This is a genomic window from Spirosoma panaciterrae DSM 21099 (assembly GCF_000374025.1).
Taxonomy (GTDB): Bacteria; Bacteroidota; Bacteroidia; order Cytophagales; family Spirosomataceae; genus Spirosoma; species Spirosoma panaciterrae.
Genome location: NZ_KB893189.1, coordinates 22104 through 41470 on the forward strand (window position 1 = coordinate 22104; position 19367 = coordinate 41470).

Sequence of the window (19367 nt, forward strand, 5' to 3'; positions counted from 1 at the left end):
TTGTCCAATTGGCTATGAAATTAACTGGTTTACTTAGTGCTTTACTTGTCTGCGTTGCGTTATTGACCGAAGCGCAGTCGTTACGAGGGCTGGACAAAAGCCCGATGGATATGGCTTATTATCCCGACGATTTTGCCCACGATCGTAAATTTGCCCCCGCTAAAGTGGGGGATAAAGTGTATGCCCGTGTTACCTACAGTCGGCCAGCCAAAAACGGTCGGGACGTATTCGGCAAACTCATTCCGTATGGTAAGGTATGGCGAGTGGGCGCAAACGAAGCCACTGAAATCAAGTTTTTTACCGATGCAACGATACAGGGAAAAACGGTTAAGGCAGGTGTGTATTCACTCTATGCCATTCCAACTGACACCGAATGGACGTTGATTTTAAATTCAGATCTGGATCAATGGGGTGCTTATAGCTACAAACCCGAACTGGATGTATTGCGAGTAACGGCTCCCGTTAAAAAGACAGATACAACTACCGAAAATTTTACGATTCAGTTTAAAAAGGCGAATGACACGCCTTCTCAGTCGATCATGATGTTTGCCTGGGATAATGCGCTCGTTGAAGTCCCTGTAACGTTTCAATAATTTTAGGTATACCTATCAACAAAAACGGCCTGCTCCTTTACCAGAGCAGGCCGTTTTTTATTTCATATAGTGCACTTAGAAGTTCGGTTTTAACAAATATTTGCTGTAGAAATCATCAATGACCTTGACCGCTTCTGTAGGTGTATCAACTACATTGATGAGTTTCATATCTTCTGGATTAATATTGTGCTCTTCACCAAGCATCACATTGTTGATCCAGTCGATTAGCCCTTGCCAATACGATCGACCAACCAACACAATGGGGAAACGGGCAATTTTACGGGTTTGAATCAACGTCATTGCTTCAAACAATTCGTCGAGGGTACCCATACCACCCGGCATGACCACAAACCCCTGTGCGTATTTGACAAACATCACTTTCCGAACAAAGAAGAAGTCGAAGTTGATGCTTTTGTCGGGATCTATGTAAATATTGCTATGCTGCTCGAAGGGTAGTTTGATGTTCAGTCCGACCGATTTACCTCCCTGTTCAAAAGCCCCTTTGTTCCCGGCTTCCATAATCCCTGGTCCTCCACCAGTAATGACCCCATATCCATGACGCACCAGCTTAGCCGCAATCTCTTCGGTCATTTTGTAATATTTGTTATCGGGTTTGGTGCGCGCTGAACCAAATATCGATACGCAGGGGCCAATTTTGGCTAATTTGTCAAAGCCTTCAACAAATTCAGCCATTACCTTAAAAATTACCCACGAGTCGGCTGTTTTTATTTCATTCCAGTCGTGATCCGTAAACGCTTCTTTTATACGTTGTTCATCGGGGGTAAGAAGTAACTCGTCGCGCTTAGGTAAATCTGTTGCAATGCGTTCGGTACTCTGTGCTTCAGAGCGGTGAACATTTTCTTTTGTTTCTTCCATTTACATCAATAAAAAAGGCAGTGGGCGCGAAACGTACTCACTAGTCAGACAATATATAACCTGCCCAACTTACTCAAAAACTGTATTCAAGCTAACCTGGTACTGATTTATTTAAGAGGGCGGATTGTATTAACGATTGTTCAGGCTAAATCGTTTCGTAAATAAAAAGCCTAAATCGCCATACGCTTGTCAGGAAATATGGTTCAGGTACATTCATAAGCTGTTGCCAGCCAAGTATTTAACCATTAGCCTGTCAATTTTACGATTCGTGCCCGTAGTGTTTACGATGAATCCTGAAGGGGCTTGTAAAAAAACCGAATATATAGCCCATTTTGACTAAAAAATTCCTAATTTTGCGCTCTGATTTTCACGAACCGACTAAAATTTAGTTTATACAATCATGGCAGTAACAGAATTAAAGCGCAAAGCTCGTCGGAACCGGGCCATTGCTAACAATAAAACCAACGCGATTAAGCAACTCCTTCGCAAGCCTACCATTAAGAACGTAGACGTAGAGGCCATCAAAGCTTCGTTTGCTGAGAAGAAAGAAGCCTAAGGTACAGGCTTACTTTATAGAACGATTTAGTTATTTGGCCTCGCTTTTACCAAGCGGGGCTTTTCGTTTCTGAAGGGCTCTTGCCCACTCCCGATCCCGTTTTTTGAGTTCCCGACGTACAAACCGTCGATAGTCGATCTGAACCCGGTAACGTACAGCCTGCCCAAACAGCAGTAATCCACCATTGATCAGTATTAGGCTGTATGTACCCCATAAAAACCACTGCCGAAAGGGTGCTCCTGCCTGATTCGCTTCGGCGGCTACGCTAAACACACACAGGCCAATACTGAAAAGGATTAGCCCCAATGAGACAACTATCAGTCCCTTGGTGCGGGTACTCATGCGTTTAACTAATCGTTGGCCGGGTGGTTTGGCAAGCTTGGTCATCGGGTTGGGTCTAATATTTGATTTAATAACACCTGACGAACCAATTTCGTTGACAAGTGCCTCTTCTTTGGCGAATATAAATAGTTTACCGATGTTTCGTTGCTTGTTTTTGTCAGGAAGGATAATCAATACTGGCCCCAGTCTCTCTAAACTCTTTAGGCTCCCGGATTCGTTTCCATCCTTCACTTAAAAACCCAATGCCATACCCAATCAACTGGGTAAAAGCAGCCACAACACTCAGTCCCCCAATTTTCAGGCTTTTTTCTTTTCGCGTGGCATCGATTAGAATCAATAGGGTTATCAATCCCAGAAAACCACTGGCTAATCCAAACAGAATGGGGCTGATTAATGCCCACAGGGGGATTGAAAAAACAAATAGTGTAAACAAAGCCGGGATGGCATGTACCAGCTTTAATTCACCGGGATAATACCGCGAAATATTGATCCTGGCTCGACCAAAGAAACGAAGCTGCCGAAAAAACTGGCCAAAATCGGTCCGCCGTTTGTGATAGATGAACGCGTCAGGAATCAGCCCTGTACGAAAACCATTTTCAATAATTCGAATGGCAAACTCAATGTCTTCTCCCATCCGCGTCAGTTTGTAGCCACCGATCGTTTCCCATACCTTACGAGAAAGCCCCATATTAAAGCTTCGTGGATGGTATGTTCCACCAAGATTTTTCTTACTGCCGCGTATGCCACCCGTGGTGAAGGGCGATGTCATAGAATAACTGATCGCTCGCTGAATGGGCGTAAAATCAGGGTGAGCTTTATCGGGGCCGCCGTATGCATCCAGTTTATCCCGCGCAATATATTCGTTGACAACGGCAAAATAATGGTCCGGTACGAGGGCGTCGGAATCAAAAATCACGAAATAGTCGCCCCTGGCCCGTTCAAAACCATAATTCCGGGTAAAGCCCTGACCCGAGTTAGGTTTGAAAAAATACCGTATATCCAGTCGATCCCGAAACGAGTTCACCACCGCGTCGGCTTTCTCCCGCGAACCATCTTCAATAACGAGCACTTCAAACTGGGTATAGGTTTGCTTCGTCAGGCTCTCCAAAAGCTCGCGTAATTCACCTGGACGATTAAAAACCGGTATGATGACGGAAAAGAGCATCAAAAAAACGGGAAATTGGATGAAAATGATGCGTGAAAACAGGCCACCGTAGGCTACTTTTCACGCATCATGTCTACTTGGTTATCGCTTCCAGCAGACTCTCTTCATTGGCCTGAATGATCTGATCCACCAGATCGTCGGTTAAGGCAACAGACAAAAACAGGCTTTCGAACTGCGATGGAGCCAGATAGACGCCACGGTCCAGCATAGCATGAAAATAGCGTCCAAACTGGGGTAAATCGCAGGACTTAGCCTCCGAAAAATTCGATACGGAACGCTCGGTCATGAATAAAGTAAACATGGACCCAATATGATTGATCGTATAGTTCAATCCCGCTTTCTGTAGCCCCTTACGAAATCCATTCACTAATTTATCCCCAATGGCTTCCAGGCGTGTATATACCTCAGGATGTTCATTCAGATAGTGCAGCATAGCCATCCCTGCCGACATGGCAATTGGATTGCCCGATAACGTTCCGGCCTGATATATAGGTCCGGCAGGCGACACCTGATTCATAATATCAGCGCGGCCACCATACGCCCCAACCGGCATGCCTCCACCAATGATTTTTCCCATTGTGGTCAGATCGGGGGTAATGCCAAATCGCTCCTGCGCCCCACCTTTTGCTAATCTGAACCCGGTCATTACCTCATCGAAAATCAGCAACGTGCCGTATTTGTCGCAAAGTGAGCGTATACCCTCCAGAAATCCAGGCTGCGGCAATACACATCCCATATTACCCACTACAGGCTCCAGAATGACTGCGGCTACCTGATTCTGATTATTTTCCAGCAAGCCTTCTACAGCCGCCAAATCATTGAATGGAGCCGTCAGTGTGTCAGCGGCCGTTGCTTTTGTAACCCCAGGACTGTCGGGTACTCCCATGGTCATGGCCCCACTACCAGCAGCAATCAGGAATGAATCGCCATGGCCATGATAGCAGCCCTCAAACTTGATAATTTTCTCCCGACCTGTAAACCCCCTGGCTACTCGTATTGCCGCCATCGTTGCTTCAGTACCCGAGTTAACCATACGAACCTTCTCAACCGAAGGGACCATTGAGGTAATCAATTCGGCCATTTCAACTTCTTTTCGCGTTGGAGCACCAAACGAAAATGAATCTTGAATCGCGTCTCGTACGGCCTTTTCGACGGGCTCAAAGGCATGCCCCAGAATCATTGGCCCCCACGAATTAATCAGTTCAATATACTGACGTCCATCTTCATCATAGAGGTACGGGCCCTTTGCCGATTTGATAAACAGTGGAGATCCACCAACTGCCCGGAAAGCACGTACGGGAGAATTCACGCCACCTGGGATAAGCGTTTTCGCTTTTTCGAATAATTGCTCGCTTGTTGTCATTTTTACAAATGATAGAATGATTGAGTGACAGAATGATTGAATAGTTATATCGAAAGTCAGAATAACTATTCAATCATTCTATCACTCAATCATTCACTAATTAATTTTGACCAGCTTCCCATCTTCAAATTTTACAATGGGAACGACCTGGTTTTCATTGGCTTGTGTATAATCGAATCCGGAAAGGAGATAGTCGTCGGTATCGGAACGCAACATACTTCGGTTTCGGGACAACAGGGTATTTCGGGCCAATTGTCGCCCAAAGAACAGCATCATATCATAGCCCTCACTGGCAAAAACCGATGGAATGGTGTTTCTTTTGGCCACATACTGTTCCTGAAACGTAACCACAGGCTCACGCGTCGGATCAATATAATCGGGATACAGCAGATAGACATCCCGTCGTGTAAATGTTGCGGCTGGAATCCGATAAAAATCGAAGGCGGAAGCTGTAGCCAGTAGTGGCCCGGTCACATGCCGACGGTTGAGTGCATCGAGCATTCGCCCCCCTTCTTCGTCGTTACTGCTGGCAAAAAACACATGCCCCATTGGAATGGCCTGGGTTGTCGATACCGGACGAGATGAACTAACGCTGGCGCTTGCGTTGCCCGTCAGTTGCATAGCATCGGCCATTGCCTGTACACTACCGCTTATTTTCCGAACATCAACAAGCTGATAATTCTGTTGCTTCAGCTCATTTACATAGGCCATGGCCAGGAGTGAATCTCTTCGTGACGACCCAAAATAAACAGCCGCCCGACGTCCAGTATTCAAATTTCGGGCGTGCTCCGCTAGTTTATGTGCCTGCTGATTCAGGGAAGGCTGCGCCAAAAACGATAGTGGCTGGTTAGTCACTAAATCATTGCTGGTTGCTATTGGATTCAGCAACACAATATTGCTCTGGTTGGCATAGGCCGATGCAATTCGATTCGGCTCGATGTATAGAGGGCCTATGATCAGATCGGTTTGGGCAAATGCAGGGCTATTGACCAGTTCGAGGGTTTTGTTGGCATCATTATCGACGTCATACGCAAACAAATTGACGGTAATCCCTTCTTCCTGAAGCTTGGACTTCGCCATTTTAATCCCATTATAGAGATCATAAATATATTGATTGGAACGTACTCGTTTTTCAGAATTGAAATCATCCAAACGAAATGGAAACATGATCGCAATGTTATAATAGCCTTTAGCCCGATTGGTACGGGTAGGTATGTTTGAACGACCAGCGGTCGATGTTCCGGCAGTTGATGGCGTTGTCGTTGGCTGTGTATTTGACCCACCTGGCACACCAAATCGGTTGGTCAGTCGATCCGATAGCTCCAGATCATCTTTATCACTGGCAGTACGCTGAATCAGGTCAATCAAGGATAGTCCGACCACCCGATCGTTCGGAAAAGCCCTGTTAAGCTTTTTCAGGCGGTTTAAGTCAGTAATCTTTGGAATGAACGACTGCTCCAGTTTTGTTACATCGGTACGTAAAGATGGGTCATTGATCTGCTGGATAGCCGTCAAGGCATCTTCAAATTCATTCGTCTCCATCGAAACAGCCGCTAACAGGTAATTCGCATCACTCATCTTTCGCCAGTTGGGAAAGAGGTCCATCAATTGTCGGAGTGCCAAACGCGATTGAGTGAAGTTTTTCTGCCGGTATGCTGCCAGAGCATAGTAATAACTGGCATACGGAGCCAATGCCCCCCGCTGCTGAATTAGCCCATTTAGTTCTGTTTTTGCCCGATCATAATCGCCAGCCAGCACTTTTTTAACGGCAGCACTGTACCGACGCTGCGCATCTGGCGAAACCTGAGCCAGTAAAGGTTGCTGGGTACTAAAGACCAACAAGCCAATCAATCCAAATTTAACCAAACACAATTTATGGGTCATGTCTTTTAGGTTAATGCACAAAAGCAACGCGATGGCGTTGCTTTTGTTATCAAAAGTCGTCAGTGTATAGTCATTAGTCAATACTTTTTTAACTAATGGCGCCCCTATTGCGACTTATTTTTTTGATTTTGCTTTACGCTGGGCCTCTTCGGCCTGTTTGCGGGCTTCCTCGGCGGCCGCCAATTGTTTTTGTAGCAAAGCCTGGAACCCTCCGGGTTTCTTACCCTGACCAGAAGCATTCTTCCGACGATTCTCGTCCAGCACCGCTTTAATCTTATCTTCATCGACAAACCGCCGGATAAGTTGTTGCTGGGTAATCGTGACAATGTTTGATACAAAATAGTAAAACGTCAACCCGGCCGGATAGGAGTTGAGGACGAACATGAACATGAGCGGAAAAATGTAGCTCAAGGCTTTCATATTCACAGGGCCAGGCTGCGTTGGCGTCGTCTGGTTGTTGTAATATGCGTAGGCAATCGATGAAGCCGTCATCAGCACCGTAAACAGGCTAAGGTGGCTGCCAATAAAGGGAAGGGTCGGAAATTTCAGGAATGCATCGTAAGTCGATAAATCGCCAGACCACAGAAACGCTTTTTGCCGTAGCTCAATCAGATTTGGGAAAAGCATGAAGAGCGCAAACAGAATGGGCATGGTGGCCAGCACAGGTACACAACCACTTAACGGGCTCACCCCTACTTCCTGATACAGTTTCATCTGCTCGGATTGCTGCTTGGCCATATCATCGCCTACCCGCTCTTTGATCTCATTGATTTCCGGAGCCAACACCCGCATTTTCGCCATACTTACATAGGACTTATAGGTTAGCGGTGTCAAAAGCAATTTCACAAACACAACCAGGGCAATAATCAGCAAGCCGTAGTTGGTTATAAACTTTTCGAGAAAGTTAAATACCGGCACAAAGAAGTATTTGTTGATCGGCTTCAGAATTGAATAGCCCAGGTATACGTTCCGATCAAACTCAGGTGCTATGCTACCCAGCAATTGAAACTTATTGGGGCCATAGTAGAATTTGTACTGCCCTTTTCCCGCTTTCACATCGGCTATGGGTAGCATAACATCGGCAATGGCCGTTTTCACTACACTGCTGTCCGCAGGATCAACCAACGTTTTGAAGCTGGCTTTGGTCATGGGTGCATTCTTGTCGATGAAACCCGACAGAAAGTATTTATGCTTGATGGTAAACCACTGAACAGGCTCCTCAAGCGTTGCTTCCTGATTACTTTCGCCTTCGGTCAGATTTTCGAAGTTTTCGTCGGCGGTCAGGTAGTTGATGGTCGCAGCCCGGCGGTTGTTTGCCAGGTCGTTTTCATACTGCCGCATTTTATCCTCCCAGAAAAACCGGATGTCGCCGTTTCCAACCGAATTACTCAGCCCATTCAATTTCAGGTCATAGTCGATCACATACCCTTCTGCCGGTATCGTGTAAACCTGTTCTACCGATTGACCAGGTGCCACTTCTGCCCGAAAAACGATTTGCTGGTTTTGCCCGTTTACCTGACCATTCGACGTCGTTGTCTGGTAATACAGCTGATGCAGGTTGACCTTGCCCTGTTGAGTGGGCAGTTCCAGAAGGGTTTTGCTGCTTTTCTCATCAATCAGCACAAGTGGCTTCTGATCGAAGGTTTTGTAGTTTTTCAGCACAACTTCTTTCACCCGACCACCCCAAGTGCTAAAAGTTACTTTGAGGTCTTTATTTTCAACCGTGATGTCACGCGCTTCGCCCGTTGCTGCAGTGGCAAAATCGCCAAATTGTGCTTTAGCTGCGGCCGAATCGAGGGGTTGTTCTGCTTTATTGATGGCTGCTTCCGCGCCAGAAGCCGATTTCGGTTTCGTGGTTTGTGTTTTTTGGGCCGGTTCCTTTTCGGGAGCGGGTTTCGGTACCAATAGTTGGTAGCCGACCAGCATCGCCAGAATCAGGACAATGCCAATGAGTTGATTACGATCCATTTAGTTAGTAGTCGATAGCCATTAGCGGAGGATCGTCAGCCTCAATTTCTAATCAGCAAACGATTGTTGCTTAACAACTATCGACTTTTTTCTTGCAAAATTACTTTAAACCGGGCGCTTAATCAACCACGTCGGCAGTTTCTACACGGGCGGCTGCAATATCGGATGAAGTTGGCGGAGCGGCCTTTTTCTGTTGGCTGTAAGCCAGTGCCGCCTTTACAAACCGGACAAAAAGCGGATGCGGATTCATCACAGTACTTTTCAGTTCAGGATGGAACTGCACGCCTACAAACCAGGGGTGTTTATTTTGCGACAACTCAACGATTTCAACCAGACCCGTTTCGGGGTTAATACCTGTAGGCAGCAGGCCTGCTTTCTCAAAAGCGTCCAGGTAATCATTGTTGAATTCGTACCGATGCCGATGCCGTTCACTGATCTGGGTTTTGCCATAGATCTGGTAGGCCAATGAATCGCGTTTCAGTTTGCAGGTATAGGCTCCTAGCCGCATCGTCCCCCCTTTATCCGTTATGCTTTTCTGAGCCTCCATCATACTGATTACCGGATTGGCCGTATCGGGTTCCATTTCGGTAGAATGAGCATCTTCTATGCCCATTACATGACGGGCATATTCAATGACGGCCATCTGCATACCCAGGCAAATCCCCAGGAATGGAATACCCTGTTCACGAACGTACCGTACAGCATTGATTTTGCCTTCAATTCCCCGTTCGCCAAAACCAGGCGCTACCAGTACCGCATCGAGTTGATTGAGCACATCGGCACAGTGATGTGCGTCTACCAGCGTTTCGGACTGTATCCATTCCAGTTGCACTTTGCATTCGTTAGCCGCGCCAGCATGAATAAACGATTCGGCAATGGACTTATAGGCATCGTGCAATTCAACATATTTACCGACCAGACCGATCCGAATGGTGTCGCCAGGATTTTTAAGCCGCGCCAGGAAGCTTTTCCAGGCATCCAGATCCGCATCTTTATCGTTGTAAAGGTCCATCATGTAGAGCGCCCGCTGATCTAGCCGTTCTTTCTGCATGAGGAGCGGTACATCGTAAATGGTCTCAGCGTCGATCGCTTCAATTACTGAACTAACCTGAACATTACAGAACAGGGCTATTTTCCGGCGAATATCCTGCGGCAGTGGGTGTTCCGTCCGGCAAACGATGATATCCGGCTGAACCCCGTTTTCAAGCAGCATCCGTACCGAGTGTTGCGTCGGTTTCGTTTTCAGTTCACCCGCCGATTGGAGGTAGGGTACCAGCGTTAGGTGAATTACCAGGGTATCATGTTCGCCTAGTTCAAACTTCAACTGCCGAACGGCTTCTACAAACGGGAGCGATTCAATGTCCCCAACGCAGCCGCCGATTTCGGTAATCACAATATCGTACTCGCCGGTTTCGCCCAGCAGCCGGATATTCCGTTTGATTTCGTCGGTAATGTGCGGTACAACCTGAACCGTTTTGCCAAGAAAATCACCCCGTCGTTCCCGCGTGATCACGTTGTTGTAAATACGTCCGGTGGTGATGTTGTTAGCCTGCGAGGTGGGCCGATTCAGGAAACGCTCGTAATGCCCTAGATCGAGGTCGGTTTCAGCGCCATCATCAGTTACATAGCATTCGCCATGTTCGTACGGATTGAGCGTACCGGGGTCAATATTGATATACGGATCGAATTTTTGGATTGTTACCGTAAGTCCCCGAGACTGAAGTAGTTTGGCCAGTGAAGAGGCAATGATGCCTTTGCCGAGTGAAGAAGTTACCCCGCCCGTAACAAAGATGTATTTTGCGGATTTGGGTCCCGTAGCCGCCATGTCTTTAACGTGTTTTGGTCGTTACGGGATGTAAAAGTACGGAAAAAAGGGAGGAAAGGGAAAAAGGCGAACGGAAAAGTTGGCAGATTTTCGGTAATCCATTCGCCCTCAACAATCTATTTTATAAATAATCTTTTTGTCACCTATATTCACAAAAAACACCAATGTTACGTCTTATACTCGCTAAACGGGGTCGTAATCATCGTGATTTGTTTCTCAAGATTGATGCCGTACCAGCTCACGTGTGTCAAATAGACAACTATAAATCCGTTAGCTAAAAACAGAAAAAAGCGTTGGGAAGCCCTCAGCGCTTTTTTCTGTTGATAATGGTAGTTTACTTACCCTGCGTGAGTTCACGCTCTTCGTAAGCCAGGCCGTATTGTTTCAGCACATCAGCCGGTACGCCATCCCACTGGTTAGGTACGTTACCCACATAACCAATGTCTTTAATACCCATCTGGCTGGTGTAAAAGCCGGAAGCAGTCATATTCCGCATCATCGAGAAGAACGAAGCGCCCTGCGATAATTCAGGCTTCACCTTCGAAGGGTAAGCGATCTGATCGACAAGTTCGATCTGCTGCGCTTTGGTACACTGCACAAAAGGTTTACCGTACCGTTTTACACACGTATTGTCGAGCCACTTGATTCCACCTCGCATCGGTGTCTGGTTTCGAGGCTGGTCTTTCATCATAAACTCGATGAAGGCTGGCACCCCTGCCTGCGATGCACTACCGGAATGCTCATCGGCCGGAATAATGATGTCGGACAACACCGTTACTGTCTGCAACTCGTGCGGTGTAAAAAACTTCTCAGCCATCAGCTTCGCATCGCGCTCGGCTTCAAACTTCTGACGTCCCCCCGGAATTTTTAAGGGTTTCGGATCTGGTGGGGCTGGTACAGCAGCTTCAACCGGGTTTACAGCCAGCCCAAAACTGGTAAGAGAAAGAGCTTTTAATGAATCTCTGCGTTTCATAGTTCGTATGGCTTGGTGTATCGCTGAGCTACACCTGGGTTTAGATGTTTTTTTGTTTAACCTGATCGATCAAGTATTCGCTGGTACGCATAGAACTGGCCAGGATAGTCCAGGTCACGTTTTTATCACCCTGCGATGGGAAAGCTGCTGCATCAACCACAAACAGGTTTTTCACATCGTGAGCCTGCTGGTATTTGTTGAGTGCGGAGGTTTTCGGATCATTCCCCATCCGGGCGGTTCCGACTTCGTGGATAATCAATCCGGGAGCGGCCAGACCATAGTTGTTTGACGCGTTTGGCTTTTCACCCAACGCAATCCCACCCATGGAGTGAATAATTTCCTCGAACGTATCCTGCATGTGTTTCGCCTGTTTGATCTCGTAATCAGACCATTTGTAGTTGAAACGAAGCACGGGAATACCATATTTATCGACCACGTTTGGATCAATTTCGCAATAGTTGCTTTCGAGGGGAACGGGTTCTCCCCGACCCGCCATACCAACATATGCTCCGTAGAACCGCCGATAATCGTCCTTGAGGGCTTTACCATAGCCGCCACCGGGTTTCATTTTACCATCGCGACCAGGAATCATGCCATTCAGTTCTTCGACACCCCAGCCGAATCCATAGGCAGGCATTCCCATACCTCCCCAGTATTCGATGTGGTATCCACGCGGGAAATCTAATTTCTTGTTATCGAGCCACCAAGGGGTGAATACGTGCATACCACCAACACCATCTTCATTGTAGCGCTTGCGATCCATCAGGGCTGGTACAAAGGCCGACCGTGATGCCCCCGTCGAATCATTGATGTATTTCCCAACGACGCCACTGCTATTGGCAAGGCCGGTTGAGAATCGGCTCGATTTGGAATTAAGAAGCAAACGGGCCGTTTCACCGGCACTGGCTGCCAGCACAACGGTTTTCGCCTTTACAGTAACCTCCTGAAGACTTAGGGTGTCTACGTAACTAACCCCTGTAGCCAATCCAGTAGCCGGGTCGGTTAGCACTTCGCGAACCATAGCCCCGTTTATGAGGGTCACATTTCCTGTTTTCAGAGCAGGCTTCACCAATACTGACGATGACGAGAAATCGGCATACGCCTGGCAGGCACGCCCACACTGGCTACAGTAGAAACACTGCCCGCGCTCATTGTTAATTGGTTTGGTCAGAATCGACAAACGGGAAGGAATTACCGGAATACCAATACTCCGGGCCCCTTTGCGAATCATCAATTCATGAAGTCGTGGCTTAGGTGGAGGCAGAAAAATACCGTCTGGTTCAGTTGGCATATTTTCAATGGACCCAAATACCCCGATGAGCCGATCAACCCGATCGTAAAAGGGTTTGATGTCGTCGTAGCCAATGGGCCAGTCTTCACCTACACCCGTCATGCTTTTACGACGAAAATCGTCAGCACCGAACCGGAGCGAAATACGGCCCCAGTGGTTGGTACGCCCCCCCAACATGCGGGAACGGAACCACTGGAAATTAGACCCTCTTACGTTAGTGTAAGGTTCACCTTCGATCTCCCAGCCCCCCCAGGCGGCATCGAAATCACCAAAAGCCCGGGTCGTACTGGCTCCACGGCGGGGCGATTCCCAGGGCCATTTCAGTTGCGTAATGTATTTCGGATCGGCGGGGTCAAAGTAGCCACCTGCTTCGAGTAATACGACTTTGGCTCCAGCTTTCGCCAGAGTATAAGCCGCCATACCCCCACCAGCTCCTGAGCCGACAATAGCAACATCATACTGGGTAGGCGCTTTTTTAATCAGAAATGAATCCATGCAAAATTTAATGTTTTATCAATTTTGTTGAGCAAATTGATAGTTTATAGTTCTAAAAGCAAAAATGCCAGAAAATTACCTGTTTGTCGTGCACAGGAATTGCCACTTTTTGGGCTAGTCAAACAAATACCAATCCACACCAAAGGCAAATCCACGGCGCATTTGCAGAAAATCGGGAGCCACGAAATAGCCTGCTCCCTGCAAAATGCCCTGATTCGCATGGGTGAGTTTGATGAACAGCCGAGTACGGTTTACGCGCAAATTCGCATATACATCGGCCAGCACATACCCTTCAACCTGTGTTCGGTTCTGCAGGTAAAATTGCTGCGCCACAGGCATATAGGCATCCGCATAATACGGCGACTTATAATGCAGGTCGATGCCCGTCTGAATATAGAGCACCTTGGCGTACAGTAGCTCGTATTGTAAACGCGTATTGATAAAAAACGGGGGCATCCGAATCACATCCGGCCCTTCTTTTACTGTGTAGTAAGCCTGTCCGGCTATCAGAAATTTTCCAAATTGGAGATGATATCCCAATCCGGGTTGTAAAATGTGTATTGCCGCTTTCTCCTGGGCAGGCACGGCCTTTTCGTTGAAATAGATATAGTCCTTAAGCAGATAGTAGTCTAAACTGGGCTGTATACGCAACTGTCTGTACCGAACATTGAATTTCCCATAGGCGTGGTTATAACTAGGCAGACTGAAGTTATTTTGCCACGAAAAAACAATGCTTTGAAATCGCTCCTGCAATAAGGTTGGGTTTGTGGTAATGGTCGAATAGCCAGCCGTCAGCCACTTGCTCTCAAACTGCCCCTGAATTCGGTAGGTGACATTTCCTTTAGTATTGGCCCCAAATTCGGCTTCTGCTGTCAGTCGCGATAAACTATCGGGGAAATAATACCCGGCCCACCCACCAACAAACGTTTCGGTCCGTGGGGTTTCGTATTGATTAAACAACGTGCGGGAGGTATTATAATAGGTAGACTGCCGATAATTCCGAATACGCAGATAAGCCCGGTAATTGAACGAAGCGCCTTTGTATTGAGCAACTCCTTTGATTCCAAATTGATTTTCCAGAAGCCGGAATCGACTCCGCTGGAAGATACGGGAGCTATCGCTTGTCAGAGACGGATAAAATGTGAGCGTATCCCTTCCGTCTGGCAGGATCGGCGACAGGATGTAGCGGTTCAGTCTGAGGGTATCGTCCTGATAGAAATTTTTCTGTGTCTGATAGTCGAAGCGATGATAGAGCTGAAAGCCCTTATCCAGTACATATTGATGGTAGGCATGCCAATCGTTTCGAATTTCCCAGCCATGCGGTCCCTGCGTCGATGAACTACCGCTTCGTAAACGGGAATCACCCGTGTAATTATAAATAATAGGTTCATTCGTAGCCGTTAAACCAGGCAACACCCCTCCCTGCTCATCGAGGCTATGATTCATGTTGTTGAAATGAGCCAGCAGCGTGTATTTGTCGTTTTTAGAGCGGTAATTCGTATGGAATAAAAAACCCCAGTTCTGGGCCAACAGCTTAAACGGGTCATTATTGCCACTGGTACCAAACTGCTTCTGCGAAGTAAATCGCTGAAGGTTAAAGCCTACGTTCCAACGCTGGGTAACGTTTTGGGCCATGTCGAACCGTAAAATATTCTGGTTGTTACCACCTAATGCCAGATACATGTCGGTAAACGGCGACTTTGTATCGAAATATTTAACCCCCAGCGTTTGAAACGCATACGGATTAAATACGTAATAGCCCGATTGAGTACCTAATTGTGGTGGCGTCTGAATAAAGACCGACCGAATCGGTGTACCCAGCGTTCCTAAGTCCTGATAGAGATTCTGGCTTCGCTGAACGTAGGTATACCGATGGCTTTCATCCATGGTAGTATCCAGCGTGTATAATTTCCGGCGGTTGTTCAGAATATCATCTTCCAGTACGAAACGCGTCGATTTGGGACCATAAATGACCTTGGTCGAGTCATCTATCCCCCCATTATTTACCCCCGTAGTGGACGAAGGCATAGCCTGTCGCCCACCAAATCCAGACGGAACACCCCCAGGAAACTGCTGCGCCCAGCCTCTACCTGATAGGGCGAGCAACACACATAAAATAACAACACTCCGATTCATTATCCCAAAAGTAAGGCAAAACGGCCGATGGGTGCAATTAATGGGATTTACTTAACGATTTTTAAGTCGCAGCCAGTCGCCTGTGCGTATGTAAAAAACTCAAAAACTCGGCTTCCTGATTGGCCAGAAATTGAACAGAAACCGGAAGGTAATAGAGTGGCCACGTCGTTCGTTCGCTTTCCGTTAGTAAGGCATCCAGTTTTACCCAATCTTTTTCGGTCGTTAAGATCGCAGACCCCGGTGGCAAGTCATTCACAATCAAGACCAAGTCCTCACGAGAGTAAGCGTAATGGTCAGCAAAGCGGTAATGCCTTTGAATACCATAGGTTTGCCCGACATACTGTTCTAAAGGATCGGCATTTGCCAGGCCCGACACCAGGGTAACCTTCTCCAAACCCGTAACTGATTCATGGGAGGCAAACGAAAGAGGCTCTCCATACTGAAGGCCAGCAAAAAAAATAGGGGTATCCGCTTCGGTATAGGATCGAATATGGGTTTCAATTCGTTGCCGTTCGGTTTCCCAAAGGTTCATTGGGCATTTGGTCACCACAACCCCATCAGCCCGACGAGCGCCCTTACGCCGTTCCCGAAGTCGACCAGCCGGAAAAGGATAGTCTTTATAAAATGGCCTGTTGTAATCCGTCAGCAGGATAGACAAATGTGGTCGAACGGCCCGATGTTGAAAGGCATCATCCAGTAGAATCTGAGTTGTTTCGGGATGCAGCGTCAGCAACGACCGGATAGCCTCAACTCTGCGTTCGCCCACACACACCCGAATCTGCTTTCCAAACTTTCGATAAATCTGCAAGGGCTCATCCCCGATGGTGGCTGCTGTATCATTCGGTGTGGCGATTCGAAAGCCGCTTGTTTTCCGTCCGTACCCCCGGCTTACCGTAGCAATTGATTCATTGTTCATATACACACCTGATCGATACCGTTTAATCAAAAATTCAACCATTGGTGTTTTACCAGTCCCTCCTACCGTTAAATTACCTATGCTGATGGAGTATACGGATGGACGCACAGACGGCAATAATTGGTTATCAAAGAGCCAATTACGAAAATCTATGATTAATCCATATAGTATAGTGAGCGGCAGGAATATACATTTAATAATAAACCGTTTCATTAATATTTTCGTCTGTTTACCCGATTGAGCAGTCAAAAGTAGTATTTTTAGGGCTGGGTTTCTCCCTCCTCGCCACACTCACAATGAGTTTAAAAGCTGACTTCCTACCCTATACGCTGCACTTTCGCTTCGAAGCAGGTACCTCGCGGGGTACGCTGACGAAGAAGACATCGTATGTTATTCGGCTTTTCGACGATGAGAATCCTGGTGTTTTGGGCTATGGAGAATGTGGGCCCTTGCCGGGTTTGAGCTACGACGACCGACCCGACTTTACAGAACGGTTGCAGCAGTACTGTCAGGACTTCAATGAGCTTGACCTCCAATTGTTTAGCTGGAACGTCCCCATTATTCTGAACCAGATCATAAGCCCTCAGTTTCCGAGCATTCTGTTTGGGTTCGAGACAGCTATGCTTGATTTTTTGTCGGGTGGGCAACGCAGGATCTATGATTCTGATTTTACAACTGGCCAACGAACGTTACCCATCAATGGGCTTATCTGGATGGGTAGTCCAGCATTTATGCGCCAGCAAATTGAGGAGAAACTAGAAGCAGGGTATACAACGATTAAACTTAAAATTGGGGCGCTCGATTTTAACCAGGAATGCGACTTACTGGCTATGATTCGGGAACGCTTTACGGCTGAGCAAATTACTCTACGGGTCGATGCGAACGGTGCTTTTCATCCCGATGAAGCCATGCACAAGCTGGAGCGACTAGCTTCTTACCAACTGCATTCGATCGAACAACCCATTCGTGCCGGACAACCTGATGTTTTAGCCGACCTTTGCCGCACCACACCTATTCCGATTGCCCTGGATGAAGAATTGATCGGACATATGGAGTACGTGGACAAGTTCAGGCTTTTAAAAAAAATTCAACCGCAGTATATTGTGCTGAAACCAACTTTATTAGGGGGATTACGGCACTGCGATGAATGGATCGAACTGGCCGGACGGCTGAATATGGGCTGGTGGATTACCTCGGCTCTGGAATCAAACCTTGGTCTGAACGCCATTGCTCAGTATACAGCCCAGTTCAGGCACTTACTGCCTCAGGGGTTGGGCACCGGACAACTGTACCACAACAATGTTGATAGTCCGTTATTTGTCGACCGTGGCTATCTGCATTATGACCCGGCCCGTGCCTGGAATCTTACCCCGCTTTCGATTGATTCGTCAGGGCACGTCCTGACTTAAACTATTTTGCATTGAATCTGCCTGCCGATCATATCCGCTTGCTTTTTGGCCTGAAACTGCGCCAACTAAGACTCGACAAAGGACTGTCGGTCAGCGAACTAGCCCATCTTTCCGGTTTATCTATTTCGTACGTTACTGAAATCGAGAAGGGTCGAAAGTATCCCAAAGCCGATAAAATTTCGGCCCTGGCCGAAGCCATGCACATCGACTACGATTCGCTGGTTTCGCTCAAACTCAGTAAAAAGCTCGAGCCCATTTCAGAGTTGTTGCGCTCAAAGTTCCTGACCGAAATTCCGCTTGAACTCTTTGGTATAGACCCGTCTGATTTGCTTGAACTACTGGCTGAGGCTCCTGCTAAAGTAAGTGCGATGATTCGTACGTTTATGGATATTGCCCTGAGCTATAACATGAGCGTTGAACGCCTGTATTTGACGATGCTCCGGTCGTATCAGGAAATGCACGACAATTACTTTCCCGAGATTGAAGCCGATGCCGACCGATTCCTCACGGAATTTGCCTCGTTGCCGCATCAAGCTGTCGATGAAGCTCTGCTTACGAACTTGCTGAAAACCCGATATGAGATTCGTATAGAGCAGTTTGATCCGCTTACTCAACCCGAACTAGTCTCGCTTCGCTCTGTTTTTCGCCCCGAGCAATCCACCTTGTACCTCAACGCTGGTTTATCCGTCGAACAGCGACTTTTTATCCTGAGCCGGGAAGTTGGTTTTCAGTATTTGTCTCTGAAAAATCGCCCTTACACCTACTCCTGGGTCGAGGCAGAGTCCTTTGAGCAAATCTTAAACAATTATAAAGCATCTTATTTTGCCGGAGCGATCTTAATCCGACGGGATGAGCTGGTATCCAGGCTGGGAGCCTTGTTTGCGCAGGACACCTGGAGCAATGATGATTTCCTGCAGCTAATTACCCACTTTGGTTCTACTCCTGAGCGTTTTTTTTATCGGCTCAGTAACGTGTTACCCAGCTACTTTGGCATCGATCAACTCTTCTTTTATCGGTTCAACCATACTCCCGGTCAGGCAACGTTTCAACTGACCAAAGAAATGCACCTTTCGCGTCAGCAGGGGCCACGTAGTATAATGGACGAACACTTCTGCCGCCGTTGGATTGCCTGGACGATTCTTCAGGAACTTCAGTTTTTGCAGCAGCATAAAACCTTCGATGGTGCCCTTTGCCGTGCCCAATTATCTGACTATGCAGATTCGGGACTTCAGTACCTCATTATTTCAGTCGCGCATCCGGTTCAGCCTCAATTCCAGCAGAATATGAGCGTATCTATGTGCTTTGCGGTAAATGATACGCTGAAGAGCAAAATGAAATTTCTGGCCTCTCCCAACGACATCAAAACGCTGGAGAATATTCCGTTTCGTGTGGTGAATCAAACCTGTGAGCGCTGCGGTATTTTCGACTGTCGGGAACGGGTTTCTGCTCCGACCGTACTTCAGAAAAAACGGCTGTTTGAAGCCACCAAAAAAGCCATGGAAAAGCTGAAATGATGTAATATGATGTAGGATATAGGATGTATAATGTAAGTCAATATCCTACATCCTATATCAT

At 47.2% G+C, this 19367-nt stretch carries 15 protein-coding genes; 4 read left to right on the forward strand and 11 right to left on the reverse strand.

The window, feature by feature from the left end; translation table 11 throughout:
- Nucleotides 1–14 precede the first annotated feature (14 nt).
- Entirely contained in the window at nt 15–593 is a 579-nt protein-coding gene (locus tag B153_RS0118460; protein ID WP_020598223.1) for a DUF2911 domain-containing protein, read from the forward strand.
- Between the two features lie 75 nt (nt 594–668).
- On the opposite strand, the gene B153_RS0118465 is transcribed toward B153_RS0118460, so the two are convergent.
- The gene (locus B153_RS0118465) at nt 669–1469 is read right to left on the reverse strand and encodes an LOG family protein (protein WP_020598224.1); all 801 of its coding nucleotides are present in this window, start codon (nt 1467–1469) and stop codon (nt 669–671) included.
- Nucleotides 1470–1869: 400 nt separating this feature from the next.
- On the opposite strand from B153_RS0118465, the gene B153_RS38020 reads away from it, so the two are divergent.
- Nucleotides 1870–2025: a hypothetical protein gene (locus tag B153_RS38020; RefSeq protein WP_020598225.1), complete on the forward strand. Its 156-nt coding sequence runs from the start codon at nt 1870–1872 to the stop codon at nt 2023–2025.
- Nucleotides 2026–2055: 30 nt separating this feature from the next.
- On the opposite strand, the gene B153_RS0118475 is transcribed toward B153_RS38020, so the two are convergent.
- The 10 genes from B153_RS0118475 to lpxK form a co-directional block, all read right to left on the reverse strand.
- Nucleotides 2056–2412 carry a hypothetical protein gene (locus B153_RS0118475; RefSeq protein ID WP_026262254.1) on the reverse strand — a complete coding sequence of 119 codons (357 nt, stop codon included), beginning with the start codon at nt 2410–2412 and terminating at the stop codon, nt 2056–2058.
- A 112-nt stretch (nt 2413–2524) separates the two neighbouring features.
- Nucleotides 2525–3532: a glycosyltransferase family 2 protein gene (locus B153_RS0118480; protein WP_020598227.1), complete on the reverse strand. Its 1008-nt coding sequence runs from the start codon at nt 3530–3532 to the stop codon at nt 2525–2527.
- A gap of 73 nt (nt 3533–3605) precedes the next feature.
- Nucleotides 3606–4895 carry a glutamate-1-semialdehyde 2,1-aminomutase gene (hemL, locus tag B153_RS0118485; RefSeq protein WP_020598228.1) on the reverse strand — a complete coding sequence of 430 codons (1290 nt, stop codon included), beginning with the start codon at nt 4893–4895 and terminating at the stop codon, nt 3606–3608.
- A 96-nt stretch (nt 4896–4991) separates the two neighbouring features.
- Complete coding sequence (locus B153_RS0118490; protein ID WP_020598229.1) at nt 4992–6779, reverse strand: ABC transporter substrate-binding protein; 1788 nt, start codon at nt 6777–6779, stop codon at nt 4992–4994.
- Between the two features lie 114 nt (nt 6780–6893).
- Nucleotides 6894–8747 carry a membrane protein insertase YidC gene (gene yidC, locus B153_RS0118495; protein ID WP_020598230.1) on the reverse strand — a complete coding sequence of 618 codons (1854 nt, stop codon included), beginning with the start codon at nt 8745–8747 and terminating at the stop codon, nt 6894–6896.
- A 118-nt stretch (nt 8748–8865) separates the two neighbouring features.
- Nucleotides 8866–10572 (reverse strand): CTP synthase, encoded by a 1707-nt coding sequence (locus B153_RS0118500; protein WP_020598231.1) that lies wholly within the window; start codon nt 10570–10572, stop codon nt 8866–8868.
- 334 nt (nt 10573–10906) lie between these two features.
- On the reverse strand, nt 10907–11545 hold the full coding sequence (locus B153_RS0118505) for a gluconate 2-dehydrogenase subunit 3 family protein (protein WP_020598232.1): 639 nt from the start codon (nt 11543–11545) through the stop codon (nt 10907–10909).
- A 40-nt stretch (nt 11546–11585) separates the two neighbouring features.
- Nucleotides 11586–13331, reverse strand: a complete 1746-nt coding sequence (locus B153_RS0118510; protein WP_020598233.1) for a GMC oxidoreductase — start codon at nt 13329–13331, stop codon at nt 11586–11588.
- A 114-nt stretch (nt 13332–13445) separates the two neighbouring features.
- The gene (locus B153_RS0118515; protein WP_020598234.1) at nt 13446–15467 is read right to left on the reverse strand and encodes a putative porin; all 2022 of its coding nucleotides are present in this window, start codon (nt 15465–15467) and stop codon (nt 13446–13448) included.
- A gap of 61 nt (nt 15468–15528) precedes the next feature.
- A complete protein-coding gene (lpxK, locus tag B153_RS0118520) occupies nt 15529–16596 on the reverse strand; it encodes a tetraacyldisaccharide 4'-kinase (protein ID WP_040761675.1) in 1068 nt (355 codons plus the stop codon).
- 83 nt (nt 16597–16679) lie between these two features.
- Between lpxK and B153_RS0118525 the strand changes: the two genes are divergently transcribed.
- Nucleotides 16680–17792 carry an o-succinylbenzoate synthase gene (locus tag B153_RS0118525; RefSeq protein WP_020598236.1) on the forward strand — a complete coding sequence of 371 codons (1113 nt, stop codon included), beginning with the start codon at nt 16680–16682 and terminating at the stop codon, nt 17790–17792.
- 11 nt (nt 17793–17803) lie between these two features.
- The gene (locus B153_RS0118530) at nt 17804–19306 is read left to right on the forward strand and encodes a helix-turn-helix domain-containing protein (protein WP_020598237.1); all 1503 of its coding nucleotides are present in this window, start codon (nt 17804–17806) and stop codon (nt 19304–19306) included.
- Nucleotides 19307–19367: the final 61 nt, after the last annotated feature.

What these genes read in the sequence shown, in the direction of transcription:
- B153_RS38020 (WP_020598225.1), top strand. Translation starts at nt 1,870, where the DNA reads ATGGCAGTAACAGAATTAAAGCGCAAAGCTCGTCGGAACCGGGCCATT.
- B153_RS0118515 (WP_020598234.1), bottom strand. Translation starts at nt 15,467, where the DNA reads ATGAATCGGAGTGTTGTTATTTTATGTGTGTTGCTCGCCCTATCAGGT.
- B153_RS0118460 (WP_020598223.1), top strand. Translation starts at nt 15, where the DNA reads ATGAAATTAACTGGTTTACTTAGTGCTTTACTTGTCTGCGTTGCGTTA.
- B153_RS0118505 (WP_020598232.1), bottom strand. Translation starts at nt 11,545, where the DNA reads ATGAAACGCAGAGATTCATTAAAAGCTCTTTCTCTTACCAGTTTTGGG.
- B153_RS0118465 (WP_020598224.1), bottom strand. Translation starts at nt 1,469, where the DNA reads ATGGAAGAAACAAAAGAAAATGTTCACCGCTCTGAAGCACAGAGTACC.
- yidC (WP_020598230.1), bottom strand. Translation starts at nt 8,747, where the DNA reads ATGGATCGTAATCAACTCATTGGCATTGTCCTGATTCTGGCGATGCTG.
- B153_RS0118490 (WP_020598229.1), bottom strand. Translation starts at nt 6,779, where the DNA reads ATGACCCATAAATTGTGTTTGGTTAAATTTGGATTGATTGGCTTGTTG.
- B153_RS0118500 (WP_020598231.1), bottom strand. Translation starts at nt 10,572, where the DNA reads ATGGCGGCTACGGGACCCAAATCCGCAAAATACATCTTTGTTACGGGC.
- lpxK (WP_040761675.1), bottom strand. Translation starts at nt 16,596, where the DNA reads ATGAAACGGTTTATTATTAAATGTATATTCCTGCCGCTCACTATACTA.
- B153_RS0118510 (WP_020598233.1), bottom strand. Translation starts at nt 13,331, where the DNA reads ATGGATTCATTTCTGATTAAAAAAGCGCCTACCCAGTATGATGTTGCT.
- hemL (WP_020598228.1), bottom strand. Translation starts at nt 4,895, where the DNA reads ATGACAACAAGCGAGCAATTATTCGAAAAAGCGAAAACGCTTATCCCA.
- B153_RS0118475 (WP_026262254.1), bottom strand. Translation starts at nt 2,412, where the DNA reads ATGACCAAGCTTGCCAAACCACCCGGCCAACGATTAGTTAAACGCATG.
- B153_RS0118480 (WP_020598227.1), bottom strand. Translation starts at nt 3,532, where the DNA reads ATGCTCTTTTCCGTCATCATACCGGTTTTTAATCGTCCAGGTGAATTA.
- B153_RS0118525 (WP_020598236.1), top strand. Translation starts at nt 16,680, where the DNA reads ATGAGTTTAAAAGCTGACTTCCTACCCTATACGCTGCACTTTCGCTTC.